23 protein-coding genes are annotated in these 21,908 nt (G+C 48.1%); 15 read left to right on the forward strand and 8 right to left on the reverse strand.

What is annotated here, in order from left to right; translation table 11 throughout:
• Nucleotides 1–3: 3 nt before the first annotated feature.
• The 4 genes from HQN60_RS08750 to HQN60_RS08765 form a co-directional block, all read right to left on the reverse strand.
• Nucleotides 4–1,137, reverse strand: a complete 1,134-nt coding sequence (locus tag HQN60_RS08750) for a 2-aminoethylphosphonate--pyruvate transaminase (protein ID WP_173533285.1) — start codon at nt 1,135–1,137, stop codon at nt 4–6.
• Between the two features lie 411 nt (nt 1,138–1,548).
• Nucleotides 1,549–3,243, reverse strand: a complete 1,695-nt coding sequence (locus HQN60_RS08755) for a putative 2-aminoethylphosphonate ABC transporter permease subunit (RefSeq protein ID WP_173533286.1) — start codon at nt 3,241–3,243, stop codon at nt 1,549–1,551.
• Nucleotides 3,240–4,340 carry a putative 2-aminoethylphosphonate ABC transporter ATP-binding protein gene (locus HQN60_RS08760; RefSeq protein WP_173533287.1) on the reverse strand — a complete coding sequence of 367 codons (1,101 nt, stop codon included), beginning with the start codon at nt 4,338–4,340 and terminating at the stop codon, nt 3,240–3,242. Before HQN60_RS08760 ends, HQN60_RS08755 begins: the two co-directional genes overlap by 4 nt.
• A 259-nt stretch (nt 4,341–4,599) precedes the next feature.
• Nucleotides 4,600–5,619, reverse strand: a complete 1,020-nt coding sequence (locus HQN60_RS08765; protein WP_173533288.1) for a putative 2-aminoethylphosphonate ABC transporter substrate-binding protein — start codon at nt 5,617–5,619, stop codon at nt 4,600–4,602.
• Between the two features lie 233 nt (nt 5,620–5,852).
• Here HQN60_RS08765 and HQN60_RS08770 point away from each other — a divergent pair, with 233 nt between their 5' ends.
• The 3 genes from HQN60_RS08770 to HQN60_RS08780 all read left to right on the forward strand — a co-directional run bounded on the left by HQN60_RS08770 (nt 5,853) and on the right by HQN60_RS08780 (nt 8,414).
• Nucleotides 5,853–6,311 (forward strand): RrF2 family transcriptional regulator, encoded by a 459-nt coding sequence (locus tag HQN60_RS08770; RefSeq protein ID WP_173533289.1) that lies wholly within the window; start codon nt 5,853–5,855, stop codon nt 6,309–6,311.
• Nucleotides 6,312–6,328: 17 nt separating this feature from the next.
• Nucleotides 6,329–7,021: a DUF1345 domain-containing protein gene (locus tag HQN60_RS08775; RefSeq protein ID WP_173533290.1), complete on the forward strand. Its 693-nt coding sequence runs from the start codon at nt 6,329–6,331 to the stop codon at nt 7,019–7,021.
• A 175-nt stretch (nt 7,022–7,196) separates the two neighbouring features.
• Entirely contained in the window at nt 7,197–8,414 is a 1,218-nt protein-coding gene (locus HQN60_RS08780) for an HD-GYP domain-containing protein (protein WP_173533291.1), read from the forward strand.
• Between the two features lie 62 nt (nt 8,415–8,476).
• On the opposite strand, the gene eco is transcribed toward HQN60_RS08780, so the two are convergent.
• The 3 genes from eco to HQN60_RS08795 form a co-directional block, all read right to left on the reverse strand.
• The gene (gene eco / locus HQN60_RS08785; protein ID WP_173533292.1) at nt 8,477–8,950 is read right to left on the reverse strand and encodes a serine protease inhibitor ecotin; all 474 of its coding nucleotides are present in this window, start codon (nt 8,948–8,950) and stop codon (nt 8,477–8,479) included.
• A gap of 185 nt (nt 8,951–9,135) precedes the next feature.
• Nucleotides 9,136–10,044: a PP2C family protein-serine/threonine phosphatase gene (locus HQN60_RS08790; protein ID WP_173533293.1), complete on the reverse strand. Its 909-nt coding sequence runs from the start codon at nt 10,042–10,044 to the stop codon at nt 9,136–9,138.
• On the reverse strand, nt 10,041–11,009 hold the full coding sequence (locus tag HQN60_RS08795) for a serine/threonine protein kinase (protein WP_173533294.1): 969 nt from the start codon (nt 11,007–11,009) through the stop codon (nt 10,041–10,043). Before HQN60_RS08795 ends, HQN60_RS08790 begins: the two co-directional genes overlap by 4 nt.
• A 176-nt stretch (nt 11,010–11,185) precedes the next feature.
• Between HQN60_RS08795 and HQN60_RS08800 the strand changes: the two genes are divergently transcribed.
• The 4 genes from HQN60_RS08800 to HQN60_RS08815 all read left to right on the forward strand — a co-directional run bounded on the left by HQN60_RS08800 (nt 11,186) and on the right by HQN60_RS08815 (nt 15,174).
• On the forward strand, nt 11,186–12,040 hold the full coding sequence (locus HQN60_RS08800; protein WP_254456604.1) for a YicC/YloC family endoribonuclease: 855 nt from the start codon (nt 11,186–11,188) through the stop codon (nt 12,038–12,040).
• A 40-nt stretch (nt 12,041–12,080) separates the two neighbouring features.
• Complete coding sequence (gmk, locus tag HQN60_RS08805; RefSeq protein WP_173533296.1) at nt 12,081–12,695, forward strand: guanylate kinase; 615 nt, start codon at nt 12,081–12,083, stop codon at nt 12,693–12,695.
• A gap of 70 nt (nt 12,696–12,765) precedes the next feature.
• Entirely contained in the window at nt 12,766–12,975 is a 210-nt protein-coding gene (gene rpoZ / locus HQN60_RS08810) for a DNA-directed RNA polymerase subunit omega (RefSeq protein WP_173533297.1), read from the forward strand.
• Between the two features lie 9 nt (nt 12,976–12,984).
• Complete coding sequence (locus HQN60_RS08815; RefSeq protein ID WP_173533298.1) at nt 12,985–15,174, forward strand: RelA/SpoT family protein; 2,190 nt, start codon at nt 12,985–12,987, stop codon at nt 15,172–15,174.
• Nucleotides 15,175–15,229: 55 nt separating this feature from the next.
• On the opposite strand, the gene HQN60_RS08820 is transcribed toward HQN60_RS08815, so the two are convergent.
• On the reverse strand, nt 15,230–15,574 hold the full coding sequence (locus tag HQN60_RS08820) for a DUF4870 domain-containing protein (protein ID WP_173533299.1): 345 nt from the start codon (nt 15,572–15,574) through the stop codon (nt 15,230–15,232).
• Between the two features lie 232 nt (nt 15,575–15,806).
• On the opposite strand from HQN60_RS08820, the gene thiS reads away from it, so the two are divergent.
• From thiS to HQN60_RS08860, 8 genes are all read left to right on the forward strand, one after another.
• Nucleotides 15,807–16,010 carry a sulfur carrier protein ThiS gene (gene thiS / locus HQN60_RS08825; RefSeq protein ID WP_173533300.1) on the forward strand — a complete coding sequence of 68 codons (204 nt, stop codon included), beginning with the start codon at nt 15,807–15,809 and terminating at the stop codon, nt 16,008–16,010.
• Nucleotides 16,011–16,135: 125 nt separating this feature from the next.
• Nucleotides 16,136–16,927, forward strand: coding sequence for a thiazole synthase (locus HQN60_RS08830; protein ID WP_173533301.1), 792 nt, complete (start codon nt 16,136–16,138; stop codon nt 16,925–16,927).
• Between the two features lie 107 nt (nt 16,928–17,034).
• The gene (locus tag HQN60_RS08835; RefSeq protein WP_173533302.1) at nt 17,035–17,481 is read left to right on the forward strand and encodes a GNAT family N-acetyltransferase; all 447 of its coding nucleotides are present in this window, start codon (nt 17,035–17,037) and stop codon (nt 17,479–17,481) included.
• A 126-nt stretch (nt 17,482–17,607) separates the two neighbouring features.
• Nucleotides 17,608–18,330, forward strand: coding sequence for a tRNA (guanosine(46)-N7)-methyltransferase TrmB (gene trmB, locus HQN60_RS08840; protein ID WP_173533303.1), 723 nt, complete (start codon nt 17,608–17,610; stop codon nt 18,328–18,330).
• A gap of 109 nt (nt 18,331–18,439) precedes the next feature.
• Nucleotides 18,440–18,991 carry an LPP20 family lipoprotein gene (locus HQN60_RS08845; RefSeq protein WP_173533304.1) on the forward strand — a complete coding sequence of 184 codons (552 nt, stop codon included), beginning with the start codon at nt 18,440–18,442 and terminating at the stop codon, nt 18,989–18,991.
• Nucleotides 18,992–19,023: 32 nt separating this feature from the next.
• Nucleotides 19,024–20,259 (forward strand): flagellar assembly protein T N-terminal domain-containing protein, encoded by a 1,236-nt coding sequence (locus HQN60_RS08850; protein WP_173533305.1) that lies wholly within the window; start codon nt 19,024–19,026, stop codon nt 20,257–20,259.
• Nucleotides 20,252–20,881, forward strand: a complete 630-nt coding sequence (locus HQN60_RS08855; protein ID WP_173533306.1) for a hypothetical protein — start codon at nt 20,252–20,254, stop codon at nt 20,879–20,881. Before HQN60_RS08850 ends, HQN60_RS08855 begins: the two co-directional genes overlap by 8 nt.
• Nucleotides 20,882–21,051: 170 nt before the next feature.
• A complete protein-coding gene (locus HQN60_RS08860; RefSeq protein WP_173533307.1) occupies nt 21,052–21,882 on the forward strand; it encodes a transglutaminase-like domain-containing protein in 831 nt (276 codons plus the stop codon).
• Nucleotides 21,883–21,908 lie beyond the last annotated feature (26 nt).

Raw genomic sequence — 21,908 nt, forward strand, 5'->3', positions numbered from 1 at the left:
TCCTTATTGGATAGTTGAGTGCTTGGGCTGGCTGTTTAACCAACCCAATTGAGTGAGGACGTCGATGATGGCGTGCGCGGCTTGTTGCAACTGCGCGGGGTCAATGGCGCCAATGCAGCCAACGCGAAAGGTTTCTACCGTGGTGAGTTTGCCCGGATAGAGTAAAAATCCGCGCTGGCTCATCGCTTGATAAAAAGCGGCAAATTGATATTCGGGATGGCGCGGCGCGTGGAAGGTCAAAATAATTGGCGCTTGTAACTCAGGCGCTAAAAATAAAGCTAAACCGGCTTGGCTTAAAGATTCGATTAATACCTTGGCATTGGCGGTATAGCGCGCTAGGCGAGTAAGGCGGCCGCCTTCAGCTTGATACTGGTCAATCGCGGCGCGTAGTGCCGCCACCACATGCGTTGGCGGCGTAAAGCGCCATTGCCCTGTGCGCTGTAAATAATCGTATTGATCGGCCAAATCGAGCGCCAGCGACGGACTGTTGCCATGGGCTAGCGCGATGGCGCTGGTTTTGGCAATCACAAAACCCATGCCGGGAACGCCCTCTAAGCATTTGCCCGAGGCGGCAATCAGCGCGCAAATCGGCATCCGCGCTAAATCAATGTCCAGCGCGCCAAAAGACGACATCGCATCCACAATCAGCTCGGCGCCATGGCTGGCGACGATGTCGGCGATGTCGCTAAGTGGGTTTAAGAGGCCGGTGGCGGTTTCGCAATGAATCAAGCCCACGTAACCAATGCTGGGATCGGCGCTCAGCGCCGCATCGAGTGCCGCCGGATCGACTGGCACGCCATCAGGCCAGCTTAATGTCGCCACATTTAAGCCGATTTTCTGCGCGATTTTTTGCATTCTTTGCCCATAAGCGCCGTTGTTGAGCACCAATATTTTGCTGCTCTTGCTCACCAGCGTACCGATGGCCGCTTCAACAGCAAAAGTGCCTGAGCCTTGCAATGGAATGCAGCAGTGCTGCGCTTGGCCGTTGGCAATCGCCAATAGATCAGCACACACCGACGCGGTTAGGGCATTAAAATCGCCATCCCATGAGCCCCAGTCTTTGAGCATTGCGGTGCGCGTTGCCAAGCTGGTGCTCAGTGGCCCGGGAGTGAGTAAGATTTTTTCTTGGCGCATCATAGTCCTTTCATCTAGATGAATTTTTATCCCCGAAAAAAGCGCTAAAGCGCGGGGGTATTGCGGTGTGATCAATATTAAATAAAGCTGGTAGTTAAATACCTACTGGTTCTGCTCAGGTGTTAATGCTGGTTAAAGCATCGCGGCATACCCTCTCCCTTGATGGGAGAGGGTTAGGGTGAGGGTGATACGACGGCGTGCAGCTCAACACCCCCATCCCAGCCTTCCCCCATCAAGGGGGAAGGAGCTACAGTCCCGCGACTCAAACGATTGTGATTTAACGTATCAACATCAAATCTGAACAAAGCCCAAAGGGTTTGCGCGCTGATCAGGGGCCGTGCCGCAGGCACTTAAAGCCACGAATACTTAAGCCAAACCAACTCGTTGCTACGCTGAGCTTGAGCTCTGCCTCCTTTATTCTTGTCGCCGCCAGCGTTGGCTGCGTTGTTGTAAAAAATGACTGACCACGGCAAAAATAGCGCAGGCGGCGGCGGAGCTGATGACGATTAAGGTCGCCATCGCCGCCGAAGCGGCAGTGTCGCCAGCGTCGTCCATATTAAGCACCGCCACCGAGGCCAGCATGGTGTCGGGGGTATAAATAAACACCACCGCCGACACCGTGGTCATGGTGGCAATAAAGAAATAGCGCGCAATTTCTAGGCCAGCGGGCAGGCAAATCGGCAGCGTGACTCGCCAAGCGGTGGTCCAAAACGGCACTTTGAGCGAGGCGGCGACCAATTCAAATTCAGCGTCCAGTTGCTTGAGTGCGGTGACAGCAGTGAGATGCGCGGTGGTATAAAAATGCGCGATCGAGCACAGCACCAAGATCGACATCGTGCCGTAGAGCGCATGGAGCGGATTGCTTGGATGATTAAAAAAGAACACATAACCCAAGCCCAGCACCAATCCCGGCACCGCCATTGGCAGCATGGCTAAGAGATGCAAGATGGGTCGCCATCCACGGCAAGTGGCGACTTTTTCGGTAAGCCATGCACCGGTAAACACCAAAATCGAGCCAAATAGCGCGGTATACGCCGACATTTTTAAGCTATTGCTAAACGCACTCCAACCGCCGCCATCCACATCATCAAAATTAAAATGTTGCAAAGACAGTTGCATTTGATACGGCCATTGTTTAATCAACGCCGCCGCGATGGCGGTGCCTAGAATCAACAGCAAGGCGCCACTGACGACGAGGCAAAACAATAAAGCGCAGCGATCTAGCCATGGGGTGGGCTTGATATGGAGTGTTTGCGCTCGCGCCGTGAGCAGCGCTTGTTGTTTTTTTTGGGCGTAATGATCCAGCACAAAAGACAATACCGCCGGCACCAAGAGCAGCAAGCCAATGACCGCGCCGCGCGAGAAGTTTTGCTGACCGATCACTTGCTTATACGCTTCGAGCGCCAGCACATTAAATGAGCCACCGATCACTTTGGCGACGCCAAAATCAGTGATCACCAAGGTAAACACCACCACTGCCGCCGACAACACGCCGTAGCGAACACTAGGCAAAGTCACGCTAAACCATTGCCGGCTGCGGCCTGCGCCGAGCGCGCTCGCCGCTTCGTATAAGCGGCCATCGGCAACGCGCAAAGCGGTAAGTAAAATCATCAGCGCGTGCGGAAAAGTAAAAAACACTTGGCCGATCACAATGCCCCAAAAGCCATAAATACTGCCGTCAGGAAACCACGACTTCAGCAAGCCTTGATTGCCAAATAAATACACCAGTGCAATCCCCGGTAATAGCGACGGTGCTAATAGCGGAATCAAGGCCAGCATTCGCAAGCTGCCTTTGGCCGGCATGGCCGAGCGAGTGAGGGCGGCGGCGTATAAATACGCCAGTGGAATCACAATCAGCGTGCTCATCAGCGCTAATTTGACGCTATTGAATAAGCTTTGCAGCAAGCTGGCTGAATCGAGTACCGCTTCAATACTGCCTAAGCCCCATTGCTCGGTTTTAGGATCGAACAACGCTTGGCTTAAAATCGCCAATAGGGGGCCAGCTAAAATCAACAGCAAAATCAGCACAATGCCGCCAGCAATCAGCGTGGCCCAGTATTCATTGCGCCAGCGCGCGCGCGGTGCGGCGAGGGTGAGTGTTGGGTTCATGCGCTCACCTCGGGCAAAAAGCAGCGCAATTTGTCGGCAGGTAAATAAATCGGAATCAGTTGCTGCTCGGCAAGGCGCAATTGCGCCATTTCGCGATGGCTAATAATAACTTCTAGCTCAATGCCATCCCATTCAGTGACCAGTAGCCGTAGGCGATAAACGCTGCCTAATAGCTCAAGTTGTCGCAATTTACCTAAACCCACTTGCGGGTCATTGCGCCATTGCGGCAATAGCTCAATGTCTTCTGGGCGAATAAACACATCGTAGTGTTGGCCTTGCACCAAGGCGTTGGCGTGATGCGTCGCCAGCGTGTGGCGACCTAATTGCACCTGTTGGCTGCTGACGGCCTGCGTATGAAGCCAGTTGCAATGGCCAACAAAGCTGGCGACAAAACGGCTAGCAGGGTGTTGATAGATTTCAGCTGGTGTACCAATTTGCTCGATGACGCCATGATTCATCACCACTATCCGGTCGGCCATGGTGAGCGCTTCTTCTTGGTCGTGCGTCACCATGATGGTGGTGATGCCCAGTTGCTGTTGCAGCGCTTTAATTTCGCCGCGTAAATGCGCGCGAACTTGCGCGTCGAGCGCCGAGAGCGGCTCGTCCAGTAGCAGTAAATTCGGCGATGTGGCCAAAGCGCGCGCCAGCGCAACGCGTTGTTGTTGGCCACCAGAAATTTGCGACGGATACTGTTCGGCCAAAGCCGAAAGGCCGATTAAATCGAGTAATTCACTGACGCGGCGCTGCTGATCTTGTGCGCGCCCCTTGAGGCCATAGGCGATATTGCGTGCAATTGTGAGATTGGGAAACAGCGCATACGACTGAAACACAATGCCGTAATCGCGTTGATTGGGGGCGGCGTGGGTAATGTCGCGGCCCGCTTGAGCAATCAGCCCGCGATCACACGATTCAAGGCCAGCAATAATACGCAGCAAGGTGGTTTTGCCGCAGCCAGACGGCCCCAATAAGCAAACAAATTCGCCTTTTTTAACGGCCAGTGAGATATCGCGCAAAGCGCTAAATGCGCCAAAGTTTTTACTCACGCCATGAATGGTTAATTCAGCGTGTTGGCTGGCGATGGCGGGTGCTCGGTTCATACGAAGTCCTTACGGTGGCTGGCCTTTCATGCAGTAGACCCAAAACAATGCTGCCCTACTCTTGCTGGTACAGGATGTTGCTGCGCGGTGGCGCGGGTTAAATTATTTTTATGGGTATCTCCATGTATCTCATATTTCAAAAGAGATACATGGAGATACCTATGCAATTTACTGGTATTCAGATTGGGTGTTGATGCTGTGCCGCAGGCACTTAAAACCATCAACACCCAATCTGAACATCTGCTGCCAATCTGCGGACTTATTTTTTCGGCTCTGATTTGCTGTCGTAGCGTTTGGTCCACTCGGCGAGGGTTTTGTCGCGCATGGCGGCAGAGACGCGTAGGTCTTGTTTGATTAAGCGTTGTTCGTAGTCCGCTGGAATATGTGCATTCGGTTTGGCAATACCTGGCATGGCGACGATGGCGAAGTTCTTTTCATACAGCTCGTTGGCCGATTTTGATGCTGACCAATCGGCGAGTTTTTTCGCTGCTTCGAGGTTTTTGGTGCCTTTCATAATCGCTGTGGCTTCCAAATCCCAGCCTAGGCCTTCTTTTGGAAACACCAAATCAATCGGCGCGCCGCCTTCTTTGATTTTGGCCGCTCGGTATTCAAATGAAATGCCGATGGGGAATTCGCCGGCAGCAGCTTGTTTGCAAGGTTTTGAGCCAGAATGGGTGTATTGCGCGATGTTATCGTGCAATTTATCCATATACGCCCAGCCTTCTTTTTCTCCCATGATTTGCAACCATGCGCTCACGTCAAAATAACCCGTGCCGCTTGAAGCAGGATTGGGCATAACAATTTTATTTTTGTATTCAGGCTTGGTGAGGTCTTTCCAGCTTTCCGGTTTTTTAATGCCCTGTTTGGCCGCTTCAACGGTGTTAAAGCAAATCGCTGCGCCCCATACATCCATGCCCACCCACGCTGGCGGCTTGCGATCATCGACATAGGCTTTACTGAGTAGCTCTACGCCTTTAGGCGCATAGGGTTGCAGCATGCCGTCTTTTTCAAAAATCAATAATGATGATGCGGCTAGGCCCATCACCACATCGGCTTGTGGATTGGCTTTTTCTGCAAGTAATTTTGCGGTAATAATTCCGGTAGAATCGCGCACCCATTTGATTTTGATGTCTGGATTTTCAGCTTCAAATTTGGCTTGATACGCTTTGAGCTGATCGGCTTCCAGCGCGGTATAAACGGTGAGTGTGGTTTCGGCCAAAGCCAGTGGTGCCGTCAAAAGTAGCGACAGAGCAAGCGACAGCGAGGTGAGGGTTTTCATTGCACAAGCCTTATTGCGTGGGTTTAATGTGGCGCTATTATGCTCAGCGCAAAGTGACAAACCGATTACATCTAGATGAATTTTTTGTGCGCGATGGGTTCGCTGCACGAGCTCGTTGCCTTGCTGTTTTGGCTTATTTTGGCGTTGAATGCGTTGGTGGATTCGGTTTGCTGAGGCACGTTGCCCGCCGATTCTGTGTATTATGGATTCTCAATTTTGCCGAAGGGGGCGTAATGCGTCTGAATGTGTTTACCGATTATTGCTTACGCACATTGATTTATGTGGCAGTACAAGAAGGGGGGATTGTGACGCGCAGCGAGATCGCCCACGCTTATGGCATTTCGGATAATCACTTGATGAAAGTGGTTAATTTTTTATCTCGGCATGGTTTTTTAGAGACCTTACGCGGTAAAGGCGGTGGTATGCGTTTGGCCGTGCCCGCAGAGCAAATTATGGTTGGGCGTTTGGTGCGTTTAAGTGAGGCCGATAGTCCGATGGTGGAATGTTTTGATCCAACGCATTCGATGTGCAGTATCGATGGCATTTGTCGTTTGCGCGGCGTGTTGAGTGAAGCTATGGCCGCTTTTTATTCGGTACTGGATCGCTATTGTTTGGCGCAATTGGTGCTCAATCCGGTTGAGCTCAATGCAGTATTTCATGTGGCCTTGCCTGAGCGGCACCGCCCAAGCTAAAAGGCACAGCTAAATCCATGGCGTTTGAAAACGATAAAATAAAGCCGCAGGGACAATTTGCGGCGTTGCGGCATTTATTTGTGGCGCGACCACGGCTGATGTTTTCGGTGGTCGCTGGCGTGATGATGTTTTTTGCTTTGTCAGCTGATTTTTCGCTGCTAATGCGCTTTTTACTGGCTTGGAATACCTGTTCGTGGCTGTATTTGATTAGCTTATCGATTTTAATGTTTCGCGCGCCCGGCAAACATATTCGGGCGGTGGCAAAAGTACAAGATGAGAATGCCAAGCAGGTGCTGGCCTTTGTTTGCTTGGCGGCAGTGGCCAGTTTGGTGGCGATCGTCTTGGGTTTAGCAATGGATAACCAGCTTAAAGCTTGGTTTAAATATGCGCCATTGCTATTGGCTTTTATGACGGTGGCCGGCTCTTGGTTATTGGTGCCAACTTCATTTGCGATTCACTATGCCCATCTGTATTACCAGCACCAAGGAAAAATCCCTTTATTGCTGTTTGCAGAGCAGCCTGCTGAGCCGACCTATCCCGATTTTTTGTATTTCTCTTTTACCATCGCGGTGGCATCGCAAACTGCGGATGTCGGCGTTGGTAGTGGCGCAATGCGGCGTTTGGTTTTATTGCAGTCTATTCTCTCTTTTGTTTTCAATATGGTGATCTTGGGTTTGTCGGTCAATATTGGGGCGAGTTTGTTGGTTTAAGCCCGCAAACAACGCCAACCATCCCGATCTGCGCATTGTTTGCCGGTATCTGCTTTTAACGTTGCTCTGTCAGCTAAAAATATCGAGGTGCTCGTCAGTCTATCGCTTGGCGTGTTTTCGTGCGGCTTGCATCAGTCTGTACTAGCATGAATCAATCTTAGCCAGTGCGATTCCCATGATAAAAAAAATCCCTGCTGAATACATCAAACCGGGTATGTATATCCATGATTTAAACGTTGATTGGATGAATCATCCCTTTGTGCGTAATCGTTTTGTGATTCAAACCGATGAAGAAATCGCCAAAATTACCGCCACTGGCGTGCGTGAAATTTATATTGATACCGCGCTTGGCCTTGATATGTCCGATGCGCCGACGATAGAAGAAGTGAATGCCGAATTAGATGCGGATTTATTACGCATTGCCGAAGCACCACCGATGATTGTTAAAGTCTCGTATGCCGAAGAGTTAGGCCGGGCGCATAAAATTCACCAACAAGCGACCAATGCCGTTAAAACTGTCATGCGTGATGTGCGTATGGGGCAAGCGATTCAAATGGATGATGTGGCCAATGTAGTGGGCGATATTACCGAATCGGTATTAAGAAATAGCGGCGCTTTAGTCGGTTTATTAGCAATTAAAAATAAAGATGAATACACTTTTTTGCATTCGGTCAGCGTTTGCACTTTGATGGTGACTTTCGCGCAATCATTAGGAATGGATCGCAATTTAATTCGTTTGGCTGGAATTGGTGGTTTATTGCATGACACCGGAAAAATGAAAGTCCCCAATGAAATTTTAAATAAACCGGGGCGTTTAACTGACGCAGAATTTGCCATTATGCGCCGCCATCCTGAGGAAGGATGGAATATTTTGCGGCAAATTGATGATATGGAGGCGATTCCGCTAGAGATTACTTTGCATCATCATGAGCGAATGGATGGTACCGGTTATCCACATAAATTACCGGGCAATGAAATTAGCCAAATGGCGCAAATGGCCGCCGTGGTCGATGTATATGACGCGATTACGTCAGACCGTTGTTATCACGTAGGGATGCCAGCGACGGAAGGGTTAAGAAAACTCTGGGAATGGAGTAAATTTCATTTTAACCCTGAATTAGTACAAGCTTTTATGCGCACCATTGGGATTTATCCGGTTGGCTCTTTAGTGCGTTTAGAATCAGGTCGTTTGGGAATTGTGATTGAGCAAAATGAAGGCAGTTTATTGCAGCCAAAATTAAAAGTAATCTTTACTACCAAATCCAATACGTATATCACGCCCACTATTGTTGATTTAGCCAGGCCCATGGGTAAGGGGGGAGCGGATAAAATAATGGGCCATGAAGATCCCGCCAAATGGCAGATCAACATCGCCCGTTTTTTATTGCCTTAAACCCGCCATTTATAAATGGATTGAATAAGGCAATGCTTGCTTATTTTTTGACTTAAATTGGATTATTTGTCCATTGCCATTTGTGTTTTTTCTTTTGCCGAGAAAATTCTGTAGCGTAATTCGATGCCTTCTGGCACATAAACCACGACTGGTAATTTAGCATTATAGCGATAGAGTTTTTCTGAATAGACCGCAACAAAAGCTGATTTTTTAGCTTCTTTTGGGTTGCAAGCCATCATGGTGCTGATACCGCTTTTTACTTCTGGTAATACCCAATAATTATAACCCCAGCCTTGTACGGTTTCTTCTTTGAGCTCGCCGGCTAAACGCGTTTGATTACAATCGACTTCCATCATTTTACCGGCTAATAATTGCACACGATAAAGTTCAGGATTTTTAACTTTAGGTAATTGAATCACTTTACGTACAAAACCGGCTTCTGCGGCTGGATAAGCTTGCAGTGGATCTGGGCTAGAAGCAAATGCAGTTGCGCAAGTAATGGCACTTAAAGCAATGATGGCGTTGTGAAGTTTCATTTTTTGTCCTATCTGGGCTTGCACGATTGATGGATATCGACGTGCAAAAAGCCTTGATTGATAACGGATTCATCCATACAAGAGTCAATGCAGCCAGCTGCAACTGACACAATTTGAAGCATCATAAGGAATCTATTTGCTGAAAAGTAGCAACTATTCACAGTGAGCCAATGAAGTGCATCACTTTATTTTGAGTATTTATTAATTGCCGCTTGGATCTCGGCGATGGCTTTTTCAATATCATCTTCGCTAATTTCTGGCGCGGTCATAAAGCTTTGATCGTCAATATGGGTACTAATGGTATTGATATCTAAATTTTGAGTCGAAACAAATGCTTCGGTATCGCCAAATTCAGTATTTTCATGCCAATTAATGGCCAATGCGGTCAGGTTATCACTATGCGCACCACCGCGTAATTCAGCGCGATCCATGAGTTGTGGAACCGAGAATAAAACCGGGAATGAAGAAAGAAAATGATTGATTTCTGCTGCGCTTAACGAGCCCCAGAAACCATCGGTACACAATAAAATCGCATCGCTATCATTGAGGCTGACTTTACCGCCAATTTCTATTTCAGGTAATAAACTACCGCCTAAACAATTGTAGATTTTGTTTTTTTCTGCGTGATGTAGGGCTTCTTCTTCGGTAATTAAGCCGGCATCTACTAGTTTTCTTACTTTGGAATGGTCTCTGGTTTGGGCAATGGTTTGGCCATTGCGAATCAAATAAAAACGCGAATCGCCAACGTGCGCCCAATACACGATGCCATCTTGAATAATACAGGCCACAATCGTTGTGCGTGGTACTTCAATGAGGTGATGGGCAATGGCGTAGTTATAAATGGCATCATGGCAGCGCAATAAAGCATCATGCAAAAATTCATTGGGATTATGAATAATTGGCGTGGCTTTTTTTTGGAATTGGTCGCTGAGTAATTCGACGGTGATTTGCGCTGCGACTTCTCCGTGTAAATGGCCGCCCATGCCGTCGGCCACCACCAAGAGCAGTGCATCACGGCTATATGAATAGCCATAACGGTCTTGATTATATTGCCGGCCACCTTTGCGGCTTTCTTGGAACACGGTAAATTTCATGATTGATCTCCGCGTTTAGGGCGAATCAATTCGGTCCATTTTCGCTTGATCATATGAATAAGGCTGCCTTTTTTACGCGGCACTGAGCCCGGCTCCAGCAGTAATTTTTGTATTTGCAATACGCTTTGTGGGCGTTTTTCATGATCAATTTCAAGACACTGATGAATCAGGGCTAATAATTCTGGCGAATATCGATCGCCATAGGCTTGCTCTAATCGTTGTACTTTGTCGTCTTTTTCGCGGCTATCGGCCGCTTGTGGTGCGGTGCCGGCGATGCAGGCAAACATCGATGCGCCAACGCCATAAATATCAGTCCAAGGACCTAATTGCTCTTTTTTGCGATATTGCTCGGGCGCAGCAAAGCCGGGGGTATACATTGGCGTAAGTCGTGATTGCTCAGCAGTCAACGATTGGCGAGCGGAGCCAAAATCGAGCAAAACCGGCGAGCCATCTTTACGAATATAAATATTGGCGGGTTTAATATCTAAGTGCAGTAATTTATTCAGGTGAACTTCACGCAAACCATTGAGTAAATTAAAAAATACACTGCGAATGAGTTTTTCATCAACGCCTTCACGTTCATGATTAATTTGAATCTCTTTTTGTAAAGTACGGCCGCGCTCATATTCCATCACCATATACACGGTGTCATTGGCACGGAAAAAATTCAGCACTCGGACAATATTCGGATGCTGAATTCTGGCGAGTGTTTTGCCCTCTTCAAAAAAACATTTCAAACCATGCCGAAACAACGCGATATGTTCTTCGCTCACGGCTTGCACGGCGACGCCTTCTTTGCGCAGCGCTAAAGAATTGGGTAAATATTCTTTGATTGCGACCGGGTAGTCGTGCTCATCGTGGGCTAAATACACAATACTAAAGCCGCCAGCAGATAAAAGCTTGGCGATGGTGTAGTTCTGTAATTGGTATCCGCGTGCGAGCGGTTGATTGCTTGGGGTGGCCATGCTTAGTTTTGGTTATACTCTGAGTAAATAGTCTAGGGCCTGTTGATGTTTGGCATTCTGCCGCAGCTTACGCAGTTTTCGCGGTGAATGTAGCGTCAATAGACCATTAGTGTCAGCCCTACCGTCGTAAGTGTAAAGCGGCGCGTATTAAAGAAGGAAGTTATATGATTTATAGCATGACTGGATACGCAAGTGCCCAAAGAGAATTGTCCCATGGTGTGTTATCGGTTGAGTTGCGCGCCGTCAATCATCGCTTTTTAGATCTAAGCCTAAGATTGCCTGAGGAATTCCGTGCTTTAGAGGGCGCAATCCGTGAGAAGCTCAGCGGGCGTCTTAATCGTGGCAAATTAGAATGCCGTTTAAATTTTAATGTTCGTGAAGCGGCCAACACGCAGTTGCGCTTAAACAACGCTTTAGTCGCAGAGTTGCTACGTTTAGCCGATCAAGTCAAAGAGCACCAAGCGAGCGCCGGCGATTTACGTATGGCCGATATTTTACGCTGGCCCGGTGTGATTGAATCGGATGCATTGCCAACAGAGCTATTGCAAGCAACTGCGCTTGAAGTGCTGGATGTGGCTTTGGTTGACTTCCTAGCCAGTCGTGCCCGCGAAGGCACTAAGTTGGCGGCGATTTTATTAGAGCGTGTTGACGCGATGGAAGCCTTGATTGCTGGCGTAAAACCATTATTGCCGCAAATTATCTCTGATTATGAAGCCAAGCTAACTTTACGTTTTGTTGAGGCCATAGGCTGTGGCGATGACGACCGAGTTCGCCAAGAAATGGTGATCTTTGCGCAAAAAGTAGACATTCTGGAAGAAATCGATCGCCTGCAAACGCATATCGCAGAATTGCGCCGAATTTTGCAAAAAGGCGGCAATGCCGGTAAGCGTTTAGATTTCTTGATGCAAGAGCTTAACCGTGAAGCCAATACTTTAGGCTCGAAATCGGTTTCGGTTGAAACCACCAAAGTGGCGATGGAACTGAAAGTCTTGATCGAACAAATGCGCGAACAAGTACAAAATATTGAGTAAACTATTGCGACTTGTTTGTAGGTTGTAGAGGATTTAAAAAATGGTCAAAGGTAATTTGCTGGTGGTGACAGCACCATCAGGTGCAGGAAAAACAACATTGGTTGCGGCTTTGCTCGCTGCCGATAGTCAGGTTCAGCTTTCGATTTCGTTTACCACGCGCCCACCACGCGAGGGTGAAATCAATGGTAAAGACTATCACTTTGTTGATCGCGCCGAATTTGAGCGCATGATTGCGGCGGGTGAGTTATTGGAATTTGCCGAAGTTTATGGCAATTATTACGGCACATCGCAGCTGTGGATCAATGAAGTCATGGCCAATGGCCGTGATATTTTGTTAGAAATCGATTGCCAAGGCGCCGAGCAAGTACGGCGTTTGTTCCCTGAAGCCATCGGCATCTTTATCTTGCCGCCTTGCTTGGAAACCTTGGAAAGTCGGCTGCGTGGCCGTGGCAAAGACAGCGATGAAGTGATTGCACGTCGTTTGGCGGTGGCCAAAGAAGAGGTGAATCACGTTGATGAATTTGATTTTGTGATTGTGAATGAACATATCGATGATGCAGTTCGTGACATGATTGCAGTCGTGCGCGCACAGCGATTGACCTTAGCGCGTCAATCCGAGCGCCATACCGCCTTGATTTCAAGCTTAAAAGGCTAATTTTCGCAGTAAGTGATATAATACGCGGTTTCGCCCATCCACGGGCTAGCCGCACTCGGAGATAAACCCTATGGCACGTGTAACTATTGAAGATTGCCTTGATCGCATTCCTAATCGTTTTGACCTGACTTTGGCGGCTGCATTTCGTGCGCGCCAAATCGAAAACGGTTCAACCCCACAAGTAGAAAACAACGGCCGTGAAAAACCAACCGTGTTGGCATTGCGCGAAATGTCGGCAGGTTTGGTCGGTGTTGATATTCTGACTCGTACTCGTTCTTAATTGTAAACGATGCAGAATCTCTCTATCACTTCAGCTGATGTCCCGGCGTTGATTAACGCGCCGGAAGTGATTGAGGAGGCAAGCCTGTTTTTAAATGAAAAAACGGCTTACCTCAAAAATGAAGACCGAGAGATGTTGTTCTCGGCTTTTTTGTTTGCCGAGGCGGCGCATCGTGGTCAGATGCGTCAGTCTGGTGAACCTTATATTTCTCATCCTTTAGCTGTAGCTGGCATTCTTACGCTATGGAAACTGGATGCTCAAGCTTTAGCTGCCGCTTTATTACATGATGTGATGGAAGACAGCGGTGTAACTAAGCTGGAATTGACTGAGCGTTACGGCAAAGCCGTTGCTGAGCTTGTTGATGGTATGAGCAAAATCGACAAGTTGGAATTTCAAAGCAAAGAAGAAGCTCAAGCCGAGAATTTCCGTAAAATGCTCTTGGCCATGGCGCGTGATTTACGCGTGATGCTGATTAAGCTGGCGGATCGTTTGCATAATATGCGTACGATGGATTCGATGCGGGCGGATAAGCAAAAACGCATTGCACGCGAAACGATGGAAATTTACGCGCCGATTGCCAATCGCATTGGTTTGAATGGTGTTTATCAAGAGCTAGATGATTTAGCGTTTAAATACATTCATCCGCGGCGATATTATGTTTTATCCAAAGCATTAAAAGCGGCTCGCGGCAATCGCCGAGAAGTACTGCAAAAAATCCTCGATTCAATTCAAGCCAAACTCCAGACTCAGCATATTGACGCTGTGGTGACTGGCCGAGAAAAAAACTTATTTTCGATTTATCGCAAAATGCAAGAAAAGCATCTGAGCTTTTCTGAAGTCTTGGATATTTATGCGTTTCGGGTCATCGTTAAAGATGTTGCCCATTGCTATCTGACTTTAGGTGCTTTGCACGCCTTATTTAAGCCGATTCCGGGTAAGTTTAAAGATTACATTGCCATTGCTAAAACCAATGGTTATCAAAGTTTGCACACGACCTTGTTTGGCCCTTACGGTACCCCGATTGAGGTGCAAATCCGCACCAGTGAAATGCATCGCATTGCCGATGCAGGTGTAGCGAGTCACTGGATGTATAAAAGCGGTGATGAAGGTTTTTCTGAAGTTCAGCAAAAAACCCATCAATGGCTGCAGTCTTTACTTGAGCTGCAATCTGAAAGTGGTGATGCGGTTGAGTTTCTTGAGCATATCAAAGTCGATTTATTCCCGGATCAAGTGTATGTGTTTACGCCCAAAGGCACGATTTTAAGTCTGCCTAATGGCTCGACCTGCGTTGATTTTGCCTATGCCGTGCATACCGATATTGGTAACCGCTGTATTGCAGCCAAGGTGAATCACGAGTTAGTGCCGCTACGTAATAAGCTTAAAAATGGCGATCACGTTGAAATCGTAATGGCCGCGCATGCCAAGCCTAATCCAAGCTGGCTGGCGTTTGTCACCACTGGTAAAGCACGCTCGCAGATTCGGCATTTCTTGCGCACCATGCGCTTTGATGAATCGGTGCATTTGGGCGAGCGATTGCTCAATCAGGCTTTTTCCGCCTTGCATCAGCCTTTGCAAGTCAGTGATGAGGTGTGGGAAAAATATCTGCGCGAAAGTGGCGAAAAATCACGTGATTCGGTACTGGCTGATGTGGGTTTGGGGCAAAAATTAGGCGTGGTGGTCGCTAAGCGCTTATTGCAATTAGCGGGCACTTGGTCGGAAGACGGGCGCCAAGGTAAAAAACCAATGTCGGTGTCGATTCGTGGTACCGAAGGCATGGCGATTCAATTTGCGCGCTGTTGCAATCCGATTCCAGGCGATCCGATTTTAGGCTTTGTGAAAAAAGACCAAGGCTTGGTGGTGCATACGCATGATTGCCCACAAGTATCCAAAGGCCGAATCGATGCCGAGAAATTGATCGATGTCGATTGGGATCCTGAAGTCGCTCGCATGTTTGATGTGCCGGTGAAAGTATTAGCAGAAAACGAACGTGGTACTTTGGCGGCATTAGCTGCTGCCATTGCTGATGCTGATGCTGATATTTCAGCGGTGACGATGGGCGATATGGTCGATTCACATGAGCGCTATTTGAGCGTGCAATTTACGCTGCAGGTGAGTAATCGCTTACATTTAGCGCGGGTGTTAAAGAGTTTACGCAGTTTGCCGACGGTGTATCGTTTGCAGCGGGTGCGCGCGCTGTAGCAAAAACAGCGCCAGCAAAATTAAGCATTCCCCTTTATCGAGGCGAATGCTTTTTTTATTTCAGTAAGCGTAAATTGAATGGCAGGCGATAAGGCTGCGCTTTGCTGGCGTTGACGACCCCTAAAATGCAAAAAATCAAATGGCAAATGGCAACTACCGGCAAGATTAAAAAACCGATCAAAACAAACATCAGTACCCAGCCTACGGCGTAGCCCAGCATGGTGGTGATCGACCAATTGAGTGCTTCTTTGGCTTGATCAGTGACCGCCGCATCGTCTTGCTTCACTAAATAAATAATCAACGATGGGATAAAACCAAAAAATAAAGTGCCAAGCCAGATCAGCAAAATTATATTTTGGCTTTCGCGACTGGGGCTTGGGTTGATTTCGATTTCATTCATAACAACTCCTTGTTCGTGCTTTGGGCGACGCTTTGAATTACCAAGCATACTACAAACTTACTAATCCTTGTTTGCTTAGTCAAAATTCACCAAACAAAGTGAGTCTACGATCAAGCGCCCTCAGTTTTTACCCAGATTGACTGCTGCAATGCGGGTTAGAGCTGCGCGGCATCAAAAAAACACCCAGTTAGCATGATAAACTGACGATCTCTTTGCCTCGGGGGCTGATTTCATGATTCAAATTTCAATCAATGGAGAAGCAAAAACTTTTCCTGCTGCGCTCAATGTCACTGAGTTGGTGGTGGCTTTAGATTTGCTCGGTAAGCGGATTGCGATTGAGCGCAATGGTGAAATCATTGCAAAAAGCCAATATGCGGCGACCATGCTGGCCGATGGGGATGTGCTAGAAATGGTGGTTGCTGTGGGTGGTGGTTGAGGTATAAGTCTGTAGCTGCTATTTAATATTGGCTACAGTAAGATACCTATAAAAATAGCCGTACCACCAATAGGCCGCTTTGGTGTGGAGCGCAAAATAATTCATTGCTACGCAGGGAGTTTACTATGTCAGATGTGTTTCAAATTGCCGGTAAAACCTATCAGTCACGCTTGATTGTTGGCACAGGTAAATATAAAGATTTCCAAGAAACGCGTGCCGCCGTTGATGAGTCGGGCGCTGAGATTGTCACTGTGGCGATTCGCCGCGTCAATATTGGCCAAGATGCCAGTCAGCCGTCGTTATTAGAGGCTCTGCCACCATCGCAATACACTTACTTACCCAATACTGCCGGTTGCTACAACAGTGAAGACGCGGTGCGTACTTTGCGTTTGGCGCGTGAATTGCTCGATGGCCACAAATTAGTCAAGCTCGAAGTCTTGGGTGACCCCAATACGCTGTATCCCAATGTGCGTGAAACCTTAAAAGCGGCAGAAATCCTGGTTGCTGATGGTTTTGATGTAATGGTGTATACCTCGGATGATCCAATTATTGCCAAAGAACTCGAGCAAATTGGTTGCTGCGCGATCATGCCGTTAGCATCTTTAATTGGCTCGGGCATGGGCATTATTAATCCATGGAATCTACGCCTGATTATTGATTCGGCCAAAGTACCAGTGTTGATCGACGCCGGTGTGGGTACTGCATCCGATGCGGCGATTGCGATGGAGCTCGGTTGCGATGGGATTTTGATGAATACCGCCATTGCCGGTGCACGCGATCCGATTCGGATGGCTAGAGCGATGAAATTGGCGGTCCAAGCTGGTCGCGATGCCTTTTTGGCGGGCCGTGTTCCGCGCAAACTGTATAGCGCTGATCCATCCAGCCCGGTGACAGGGATGATTGCTGCTGCGAAATAAAAATGAGAGAACACGCTGTTCTGAAATTTTGAGTAATCAGGGTATTGCCTTGCTGCTACTGCTAATCGTATGCTGCAAGCCAATACCCTTTTTTATTTGAGATGCATATGTGCTTAATTCGCTACGCTAATTTAGATGATCTGGATGCACTGGTTCCGGTTTTTGATGCTTATCGCGTGTTTTATCAAATGCCCAGTGATCTGGCTTTAGCGCGGCAATTTTTAAGTGAGCGCTTAGCTTTGGGTGAGTCGGTGATTTTGCTGGCCGAGGGCGACTCTGGTGCGGTGCAGGGTTTTATCCAGCTTTATCCCTTGTTTAGCTCATCGCTATGCCAGCGTATTTTGTTGCTTAATGATTTATATGTGCTTGAAGCGGCGCGCGGGCAGGGTGTGGCGCGTCAGTTAATGCAAAAAGCCGCCGCACATGCCAAAGCCGTTGGTGCGGCGCGACTTGAACTCTCTACTGCGCATAGCAACACCCGAGCGCAAGCTTTGTATGAATCATTGGCGTATCAACTTGATCGTGAATTTCGTAATTATTCCTTGGCCGTTTGAGCCTTGAAACGTGGGTAAAGCTTGGTGAAATCGGCCAGTCGTTTTACCATACGCGTATTCAATAAAAATGCCGCCGCTAAACCGATGCCGCGGCATTTTTTATCCGGTAAAGCATAAGGAAATATCATGGAAAACGAACAAAATCCCGCAGTTGACAGCGAAGACAATGCGCACAAACAACGTCGCATTCGTAGCTTTGTTTTACGCCAAGGCCATTTGTCGAGCGGCCAAGCACGGGCTTTAGAAGAATTTGGGCCGCAATTTTGCATCGATTACAGCCCGAATGCGCTGGATTTAGAGCAAGCATTTGGTCGCAATGCGCCGCGCGTTTTAGAGATCGGTTTTGGCATGGGCACGGCAACGGCAGAGATTGCTGCGCAGCGGCCAGAGACCGACTTTTTAGGCGTTGAAGTGCATACGCCGGGCGTGGGTAGCTTATTAAAATTGATCGGTGAGCAGTCATTAAGCAATTTGCGCATCGTGCAACATGATGCGGTGGAAGTATTAGAAAACATGCTGCCAGTGGATAGTTTGGCGGGCGCGCATATTTTCTTTCCAGATCCTTGGCATAAATCGCGCCACAATAAGCGCCGCTTAATTAAGCCTGAATTTGTTGCGCAATTGGTCTCGCGGATTCAATCAGGTGGTTATTTGCATTTGGCAACCGATTGGGAAGATTATGCGATGCAAATGTTGGCGGTGTTAAGTGCTGAACCGACGCTCGAGAATACTGCGACCAGCCCAACTGGCTTTGCTGAGCGTCCTGAATACCGCCCGCTGACTAAGTTTGAAAACCGCGGCATTAAATTAGGCCATGGTGTTTGGGATTTAGTGTTTAAGAAAAAATAAGCTTGGGGCGATTACGCTTTAGAAAAGTCATTTTCCGCCGATATAAAAGAACTAGCGCCTGTCGCTAGGCTTGCTAGAGTTAATCTTATTGTATGGGCGGGAGCGTAATATGCACCAATTAAAACTGATTCTTGTCTTGCTGGTGACCGTGTTCGGTCTAACGGCTTGCGCTAGTTCGGGCAAAGTAGCGGGTGATGCAATGCCGCCCGCAGTTTTACCCACTAAAGTAACCGCAGTGGGACATGGCGCAATGCCACTTGGCGAAGGTTTAAGCCAAGCTCAGCGACACTTATTAGCCATGCGAGCGGCCAAGCTCGATGCGTATCGATCATTAGCGGAAACCGTTGCTGGCATTAAAATCGTGGGTAGCAGTACCGTTTCTGCAATGGCGCTGACGAGCGATAGTTATAAAGCCTATGTTGAGGCTTATTTACGTGGCGCTAAAATCGTCAGTATTACGCCATTGCCGGATGGTGCTTTTGAAACCATTTTAGAATTGACGCTCGGTGGTGATTTTTACCGTGCAGCGCCGCCAGTGAAAGAGGCCGTTGCCGCACCAGCAGCAGCGCATGCGCCCGCTGCGCCAACGCCAATGCCGGTGGTGCCGCAGCCCTTAGCCGCGAATATTTCACCCACTCAGAATTACTATCTCTCCTTGTGAAAAAATTTATTGTTTTTTGCCTGTTATGCCAAATGGCATGGGCTGCCGAATTTGAAGGGATTGCGCCAGTCGGTTTAGATGGGGTGGCTGCGGCGCGAACATTGGCGGTGCAAGATGCGCTAGAAAATGCCGCGCTGTTTAATGGCGCGCAAGTGACGAGTTTAAGCGTCAAACAACAAGGGCAATGGGGCGAAACGACTAAAGTGAGCGGTACGCCGCAAGGTGATTATCAGCTGCTGCGAGAGTGGCAAAGCAATGGCTTTATCCACGTTGTTGTCAATATTGCGCCACCTGCTGCGCCAGTGAGTAAAGCCAATACGCCCACTCAGCGTCCAGCCAATACCGCCCGTTGTGATTTAGATGATTTACGCCGTAAGGTGCTGATTTCGTATTTTTGGATTGAGCATCCGGCACAAACGCAAGATTTAGATCGGTTTCCCGAAGGAATTCAAATCGAGCTGGTTCGCCAGTTGTACGACAGCCAACAGTTTTTACCGCAACGCGCACCGGGCGTGGCGGTGTTTGATGTGTTGCCGCAATTTGTGGATCCTTTATTGCAACCTGAACGAGTACGCGCCTTAGCGCAGCAATATTCAGTGCAGTTTATCGTTGGCGGCATTGTGCGCGATACCTCAATGCTCGGCGAGCGCTATACCCTGGCCTACGGCTCAGATCTTCGCCCTTATGAAAAAAAATCAGTGGCGAGCTTACCGATTCTTAATTTTGCCCAAGTTGGCGTCAAAGCCGTGCCTGCCGCACGTCGCTTTGATTTAGATTTATTTGTCTTTGATGGTGTATCGGGAGCGCTAGTTAATCGGCACCGAATTGCTGGTAAAGCCAATGGCGAAGTGGTGCAAGATCTGAGTAGTGCTTTGGGTACCGCAGGTTTTGCTGCGACTGATTATGGCCGGTTGGTGAACGATAAACTGAAAGAAGCCAGTCGCTTAGTGGCACAAGATTTAAGCTGTATTCCGTTTTCGGCCAAAATTACTCGGGTTGAAAAAAACTCGGTGTATGTCGATGCAGGCTATACATCTAATTTGCGGCCTGGCGATACCCTACAGGTATATCGCATTTCGCCGACCGCAATGCCGGTTGATTCGGCCAATTTCGCGCCGACAATGCGCTTAGGTATGCCGGAACAAAAAGGCGGCACATTTACGGTGCAACAAGTGCAGCCTTTATTTGCGATGGGAAGGATCGACGGCTTGAAAGTGGAGCCGGGTGATTATGTTCGTTTTGTTGGATCGGAGCGAAATAATGATTAAGAAAACACTGCTGATATTTTTGATGCCCACCGTGCTTTGGGCCAATGAGCCAGCGCATAAAGCTGAAACCAAACCGATTAAGGCCGCTGAATCGCATGCGCCGGCGGGCGCAGAAAAACCGGCGGAAAAATCGCGTCATGCGGCACCTCAGCAAATGAGTACGCCGATTAAAATCGCTCAACCCGAAGGCGGGCATGCTGCCGAGCCTGCCGCCGCTCCAGAAGTGATGCCGGTTAAACCACCGCCGGTAGTGCGATATGTTGCGCCACAATATACAGCGCCTACAGTGCATCGGCCGGTGGTTCGCTCTAAAGCGCCGGGGGCGCATGGTTCGGCAAAATCCAAAACACACGCCAAGTCGAGCACTCATGCTAAATCGTATAGGGCAACACCGGGTTATGTGCGGGTATTGCCGGCATCGCAAATTCCAAGCTATGCCATTTTGCCGCCAGCCAAAGGGATGAGTTCGGCGACAAAAAATCGCCCTGCTTGGGGACAAGAAGTTGAGGCGACTAAAGTACCAGAGCCCGAAATGCCGGTGCCGGGACGCAAATTAGCAGCACCGCAATTTTATACTGAGAAAAACTCCGAACTGCGCTGGCAATATTATAGTTACCCTTAATTTGAGCCATGATTGGATGAGCAAAAAAGCAGCGTTTTTACGCTGTTTTTTTTGTTGTATTTTTAGCTTGATTAATTCAGATTGAATTTCGATTGATGCAGTCGCTGTAGCAGTGTATTAAACTCGACGCTGAATTTATCGCAGTGCTGGTGTTTAATTGAGGGTGTGCAATGTTACGCAATCGACTGCAGCGTTTTAAATTATTTAAAAAAATAAGTTCACTGGTTGCGCCAATTGATCAGCGTATTGATTTTGATAAGCAAGCATTATCTGTATTAGAATCGCATTTTGCCAGCGATCAAGATGAATATCTAACCCAATTTAGAATTAAATACGCATTAGATGAATTGATTGAATCAGCAGCAACAGATACCGCGCGTTTACAGCGCGTGATGCATTGGGTACATCATCTTTGGCAGCACAATGGCCAAAACACCCCCAGCCAAAATGATGCGATGACCATTGTTGCAGAGGCCGCGCAAGGGCAGCAGTTTCGCTGTGTTGAATATGGCATCGTTTTGGCGACGGCCTTGGCTGCCTTGGGTTTCCCAGCAAGAATACTGAGTTTGATGACGCAGGATGTTGAGCATAAACGCTCATGTGCCGGTCATGTGGTCACGGAAGTGTATTTACATGATTTAGCCAAATGGGTGATGGCTGATGCCCAATGGAATATTATGCCCATGCTCAATCAGCAAGCGGCGAATGCGCTGGAACTCACGCAGGCGATTTATCAAGGCGATGATAATTTGAGTTTGCAGTCAACGACGGCAATTAAACCTAAATATTATTTAAAATGGATTAAGCCGTATTTGTATTACTTTACTACGCGTTTAGAGCATCGCTATGATTTTAATGCGAATGCAACGCAAATTCGCTTAATGCCAATTGGCGCGAAAACGCCTAAAGTATTTCAAAGAAAACATCCTATTTCTGCTGCAACAATGACGCATATTTTGGCAGATTTTTATCCAGATAAAGATCGAATTAAAATGATTTAGTTTGCTTGTAAATAAAAAGGCATAAA

This window comes from Deefgea piscis (genome assembly GCF_013284055.1).
In the GTDB taxonomy this organism is placed as follows: domain Bacteria; phylum Pseudomonadota; class Gammaproteobacteria; order Burkholderiales; family Chitinibacteraceae; genus Deefgea; species Deefgea piscis.

Excerpts from the sequence above, each read along its gene's own strand:
- HQN60_RS08830 (WP_173533301.1), top strand. The coding sequence starts at position 16,136 with ATGTCAGATGTGTTTCAAATTGCCGGTAAAACCTATCAGTCACGCTTG.
- trmB (WP_173533303.1), top strand. The coding sequence starts at position 17,608 with ATGGAAAACGAACAAAATCCCGCAGTTGACAGCGAAGACAATGCGCAC.
- HQN60_RS08800 (WP_254456604.1), top strand. The coding sequence starts at position 11,186 with ATGACTGGATACGCAAGTGCCCAAAGAGAATTGTCCCATGGTGTGTTA.
- HQN60_RS08860 (WP_173533307.1), top strand. The coding sequence starts at position 21,052 with ATGTTACGCAATCGACTGCAGCGTTTTAAATTATTTAAAAAAATAAGT.
- HQN60_RS08845 (WP_173533304.1), top strand. The coding sequence starts at position 18,440 with ATGCACCAATTAAAACTGATTCTTGTCTTGCTGGTGACCGTGTTCGGT.
- HQN60_RS08765 (WP_173533288.1), bottom strand. The coding sequence starts at position 5,619 with ATGAAAACCCTCACCTCGCTGTCGCTTGCTCTGTCGCTACTTTTGACG.
- HQN60_RS08770 (WP_173533289.1), top strand. The coding sequence starts at position 5,853 with ATGCGTCTGAATGTGTTTACCGATTATTGCTTACGCACATTGATTTAT.
- HQN60_RS08820 (WP_173533299.1), bottom strand. The coding sequence starts at position 15,574 with ATGAATGAAATCGAAATCAACCCAAGCCCCAGTCGCGAAAGCCAAAAT.
- HQN60_RS08755 (WP_173533286.1), bottom strand. The coding sequence starts at position 3,243 with ATGAACCCAACACTCACCCTCGCCGCACCGCGCGCGCGCTGGCGCAAT.
- HQN60_RS08815 (WP_173533298.1), top strand. The coding sequence starts at position 12,985 with ATGCAGAATCTCTCTATCACTTCAGCTGATGTCCCGGCGTTGATTAAC.
- HQN60_RS08780 (WP_173533291.1), top strand. The coding sequence starts at position 7,197 with ATGATAAAAAAAATCCCTGCTGAATACATCAAACCGGGTATGTATATC.
- HQN60_RS08750 (WP_173533285.1), bottom strand. The coding sequence starts at position 1,137 with ATGATGCGCCAAGAAAAAATCTTACTCACTCCCGGGCCACTGAGCACC.
- eco (WP_173533292.1), bottom strand. The coding sequence starts at position 8,950 with ATGAAACTTCACAACGCCATCATTGCTTTAAGTGCCATTACTTGCGCA.
- rpoZ (WP_173533297.1), top strand. The coding sequence starts at position 12,766 with ATGGCACGTGTAACTATTGAAGATTGCCTTGATCGCATTCCTAATCGT.
- HQN60_RS08835 (WP_173533302.1), top strand. The coding sequence starts at position 17,035 with ATGTGCTTAATTCGCTACGCTAATTTAGATGATCTGGATGCACTGGTT.
- HQN60_RS08760 (WP_173533287.1), bottom strand. The coding sequence starts at position 4,340 with ATGAACCGAGCACCCGCCATCGCCAGCCAACACGCTGAATTAACCATT.
- HQN60_RS08850 (WP_173533305.1), top strand. The coding sequence starts at position 19,024 with ATGGCATGGGCTGCCGAATTTGAAGGGATTGCGCCAGTCGGTTTAGAT.
- HQN60_RS08795 (WP_173533294.1), bottom strand. The coding sequence starts at position 11,009 with ATGGCCACCCCAAGCAATCAACCGCTCGCACGCGGATACCAATTACAG.
- thiS (WP_173533300.1), top strand. The coding sequence starts at position 15,807 with ATGATTCAAATTTCAATCAATGGAGAAGCAAAAACTTTTCCTGCTGCG.
- HQN60_RS08790 (WP_173533293.1), bottom strand. The coding sequence starts at position 10,044 with ATGAAATTTACCGTGTTCCAAGAAAGCCGCAAAGGTGGCCGGCAATAT.
- gmk (WP_173533296.1), top strand. The coding sequence starts at position 12,081 with ATGGTCAAAGGTAATTTGCTGGTGGTGACAGCACCATCAGGTGCAGGA.
- HQN60_RS08775 (WP_173533290.1), top strand. The coding sequence starts at position 6,329 with ATGGCGTTTGAAAACGATAAAATAAAGCCGCAGGGACAATTTGCGGCG.
- HQN60_RS08855 (WP_173533306.1), top strand. The coding sequence starts at position 20,252 with ATGATTAAGAAAACACTGCTGATATTTTTGATGCCCACCGTGCTTTGG.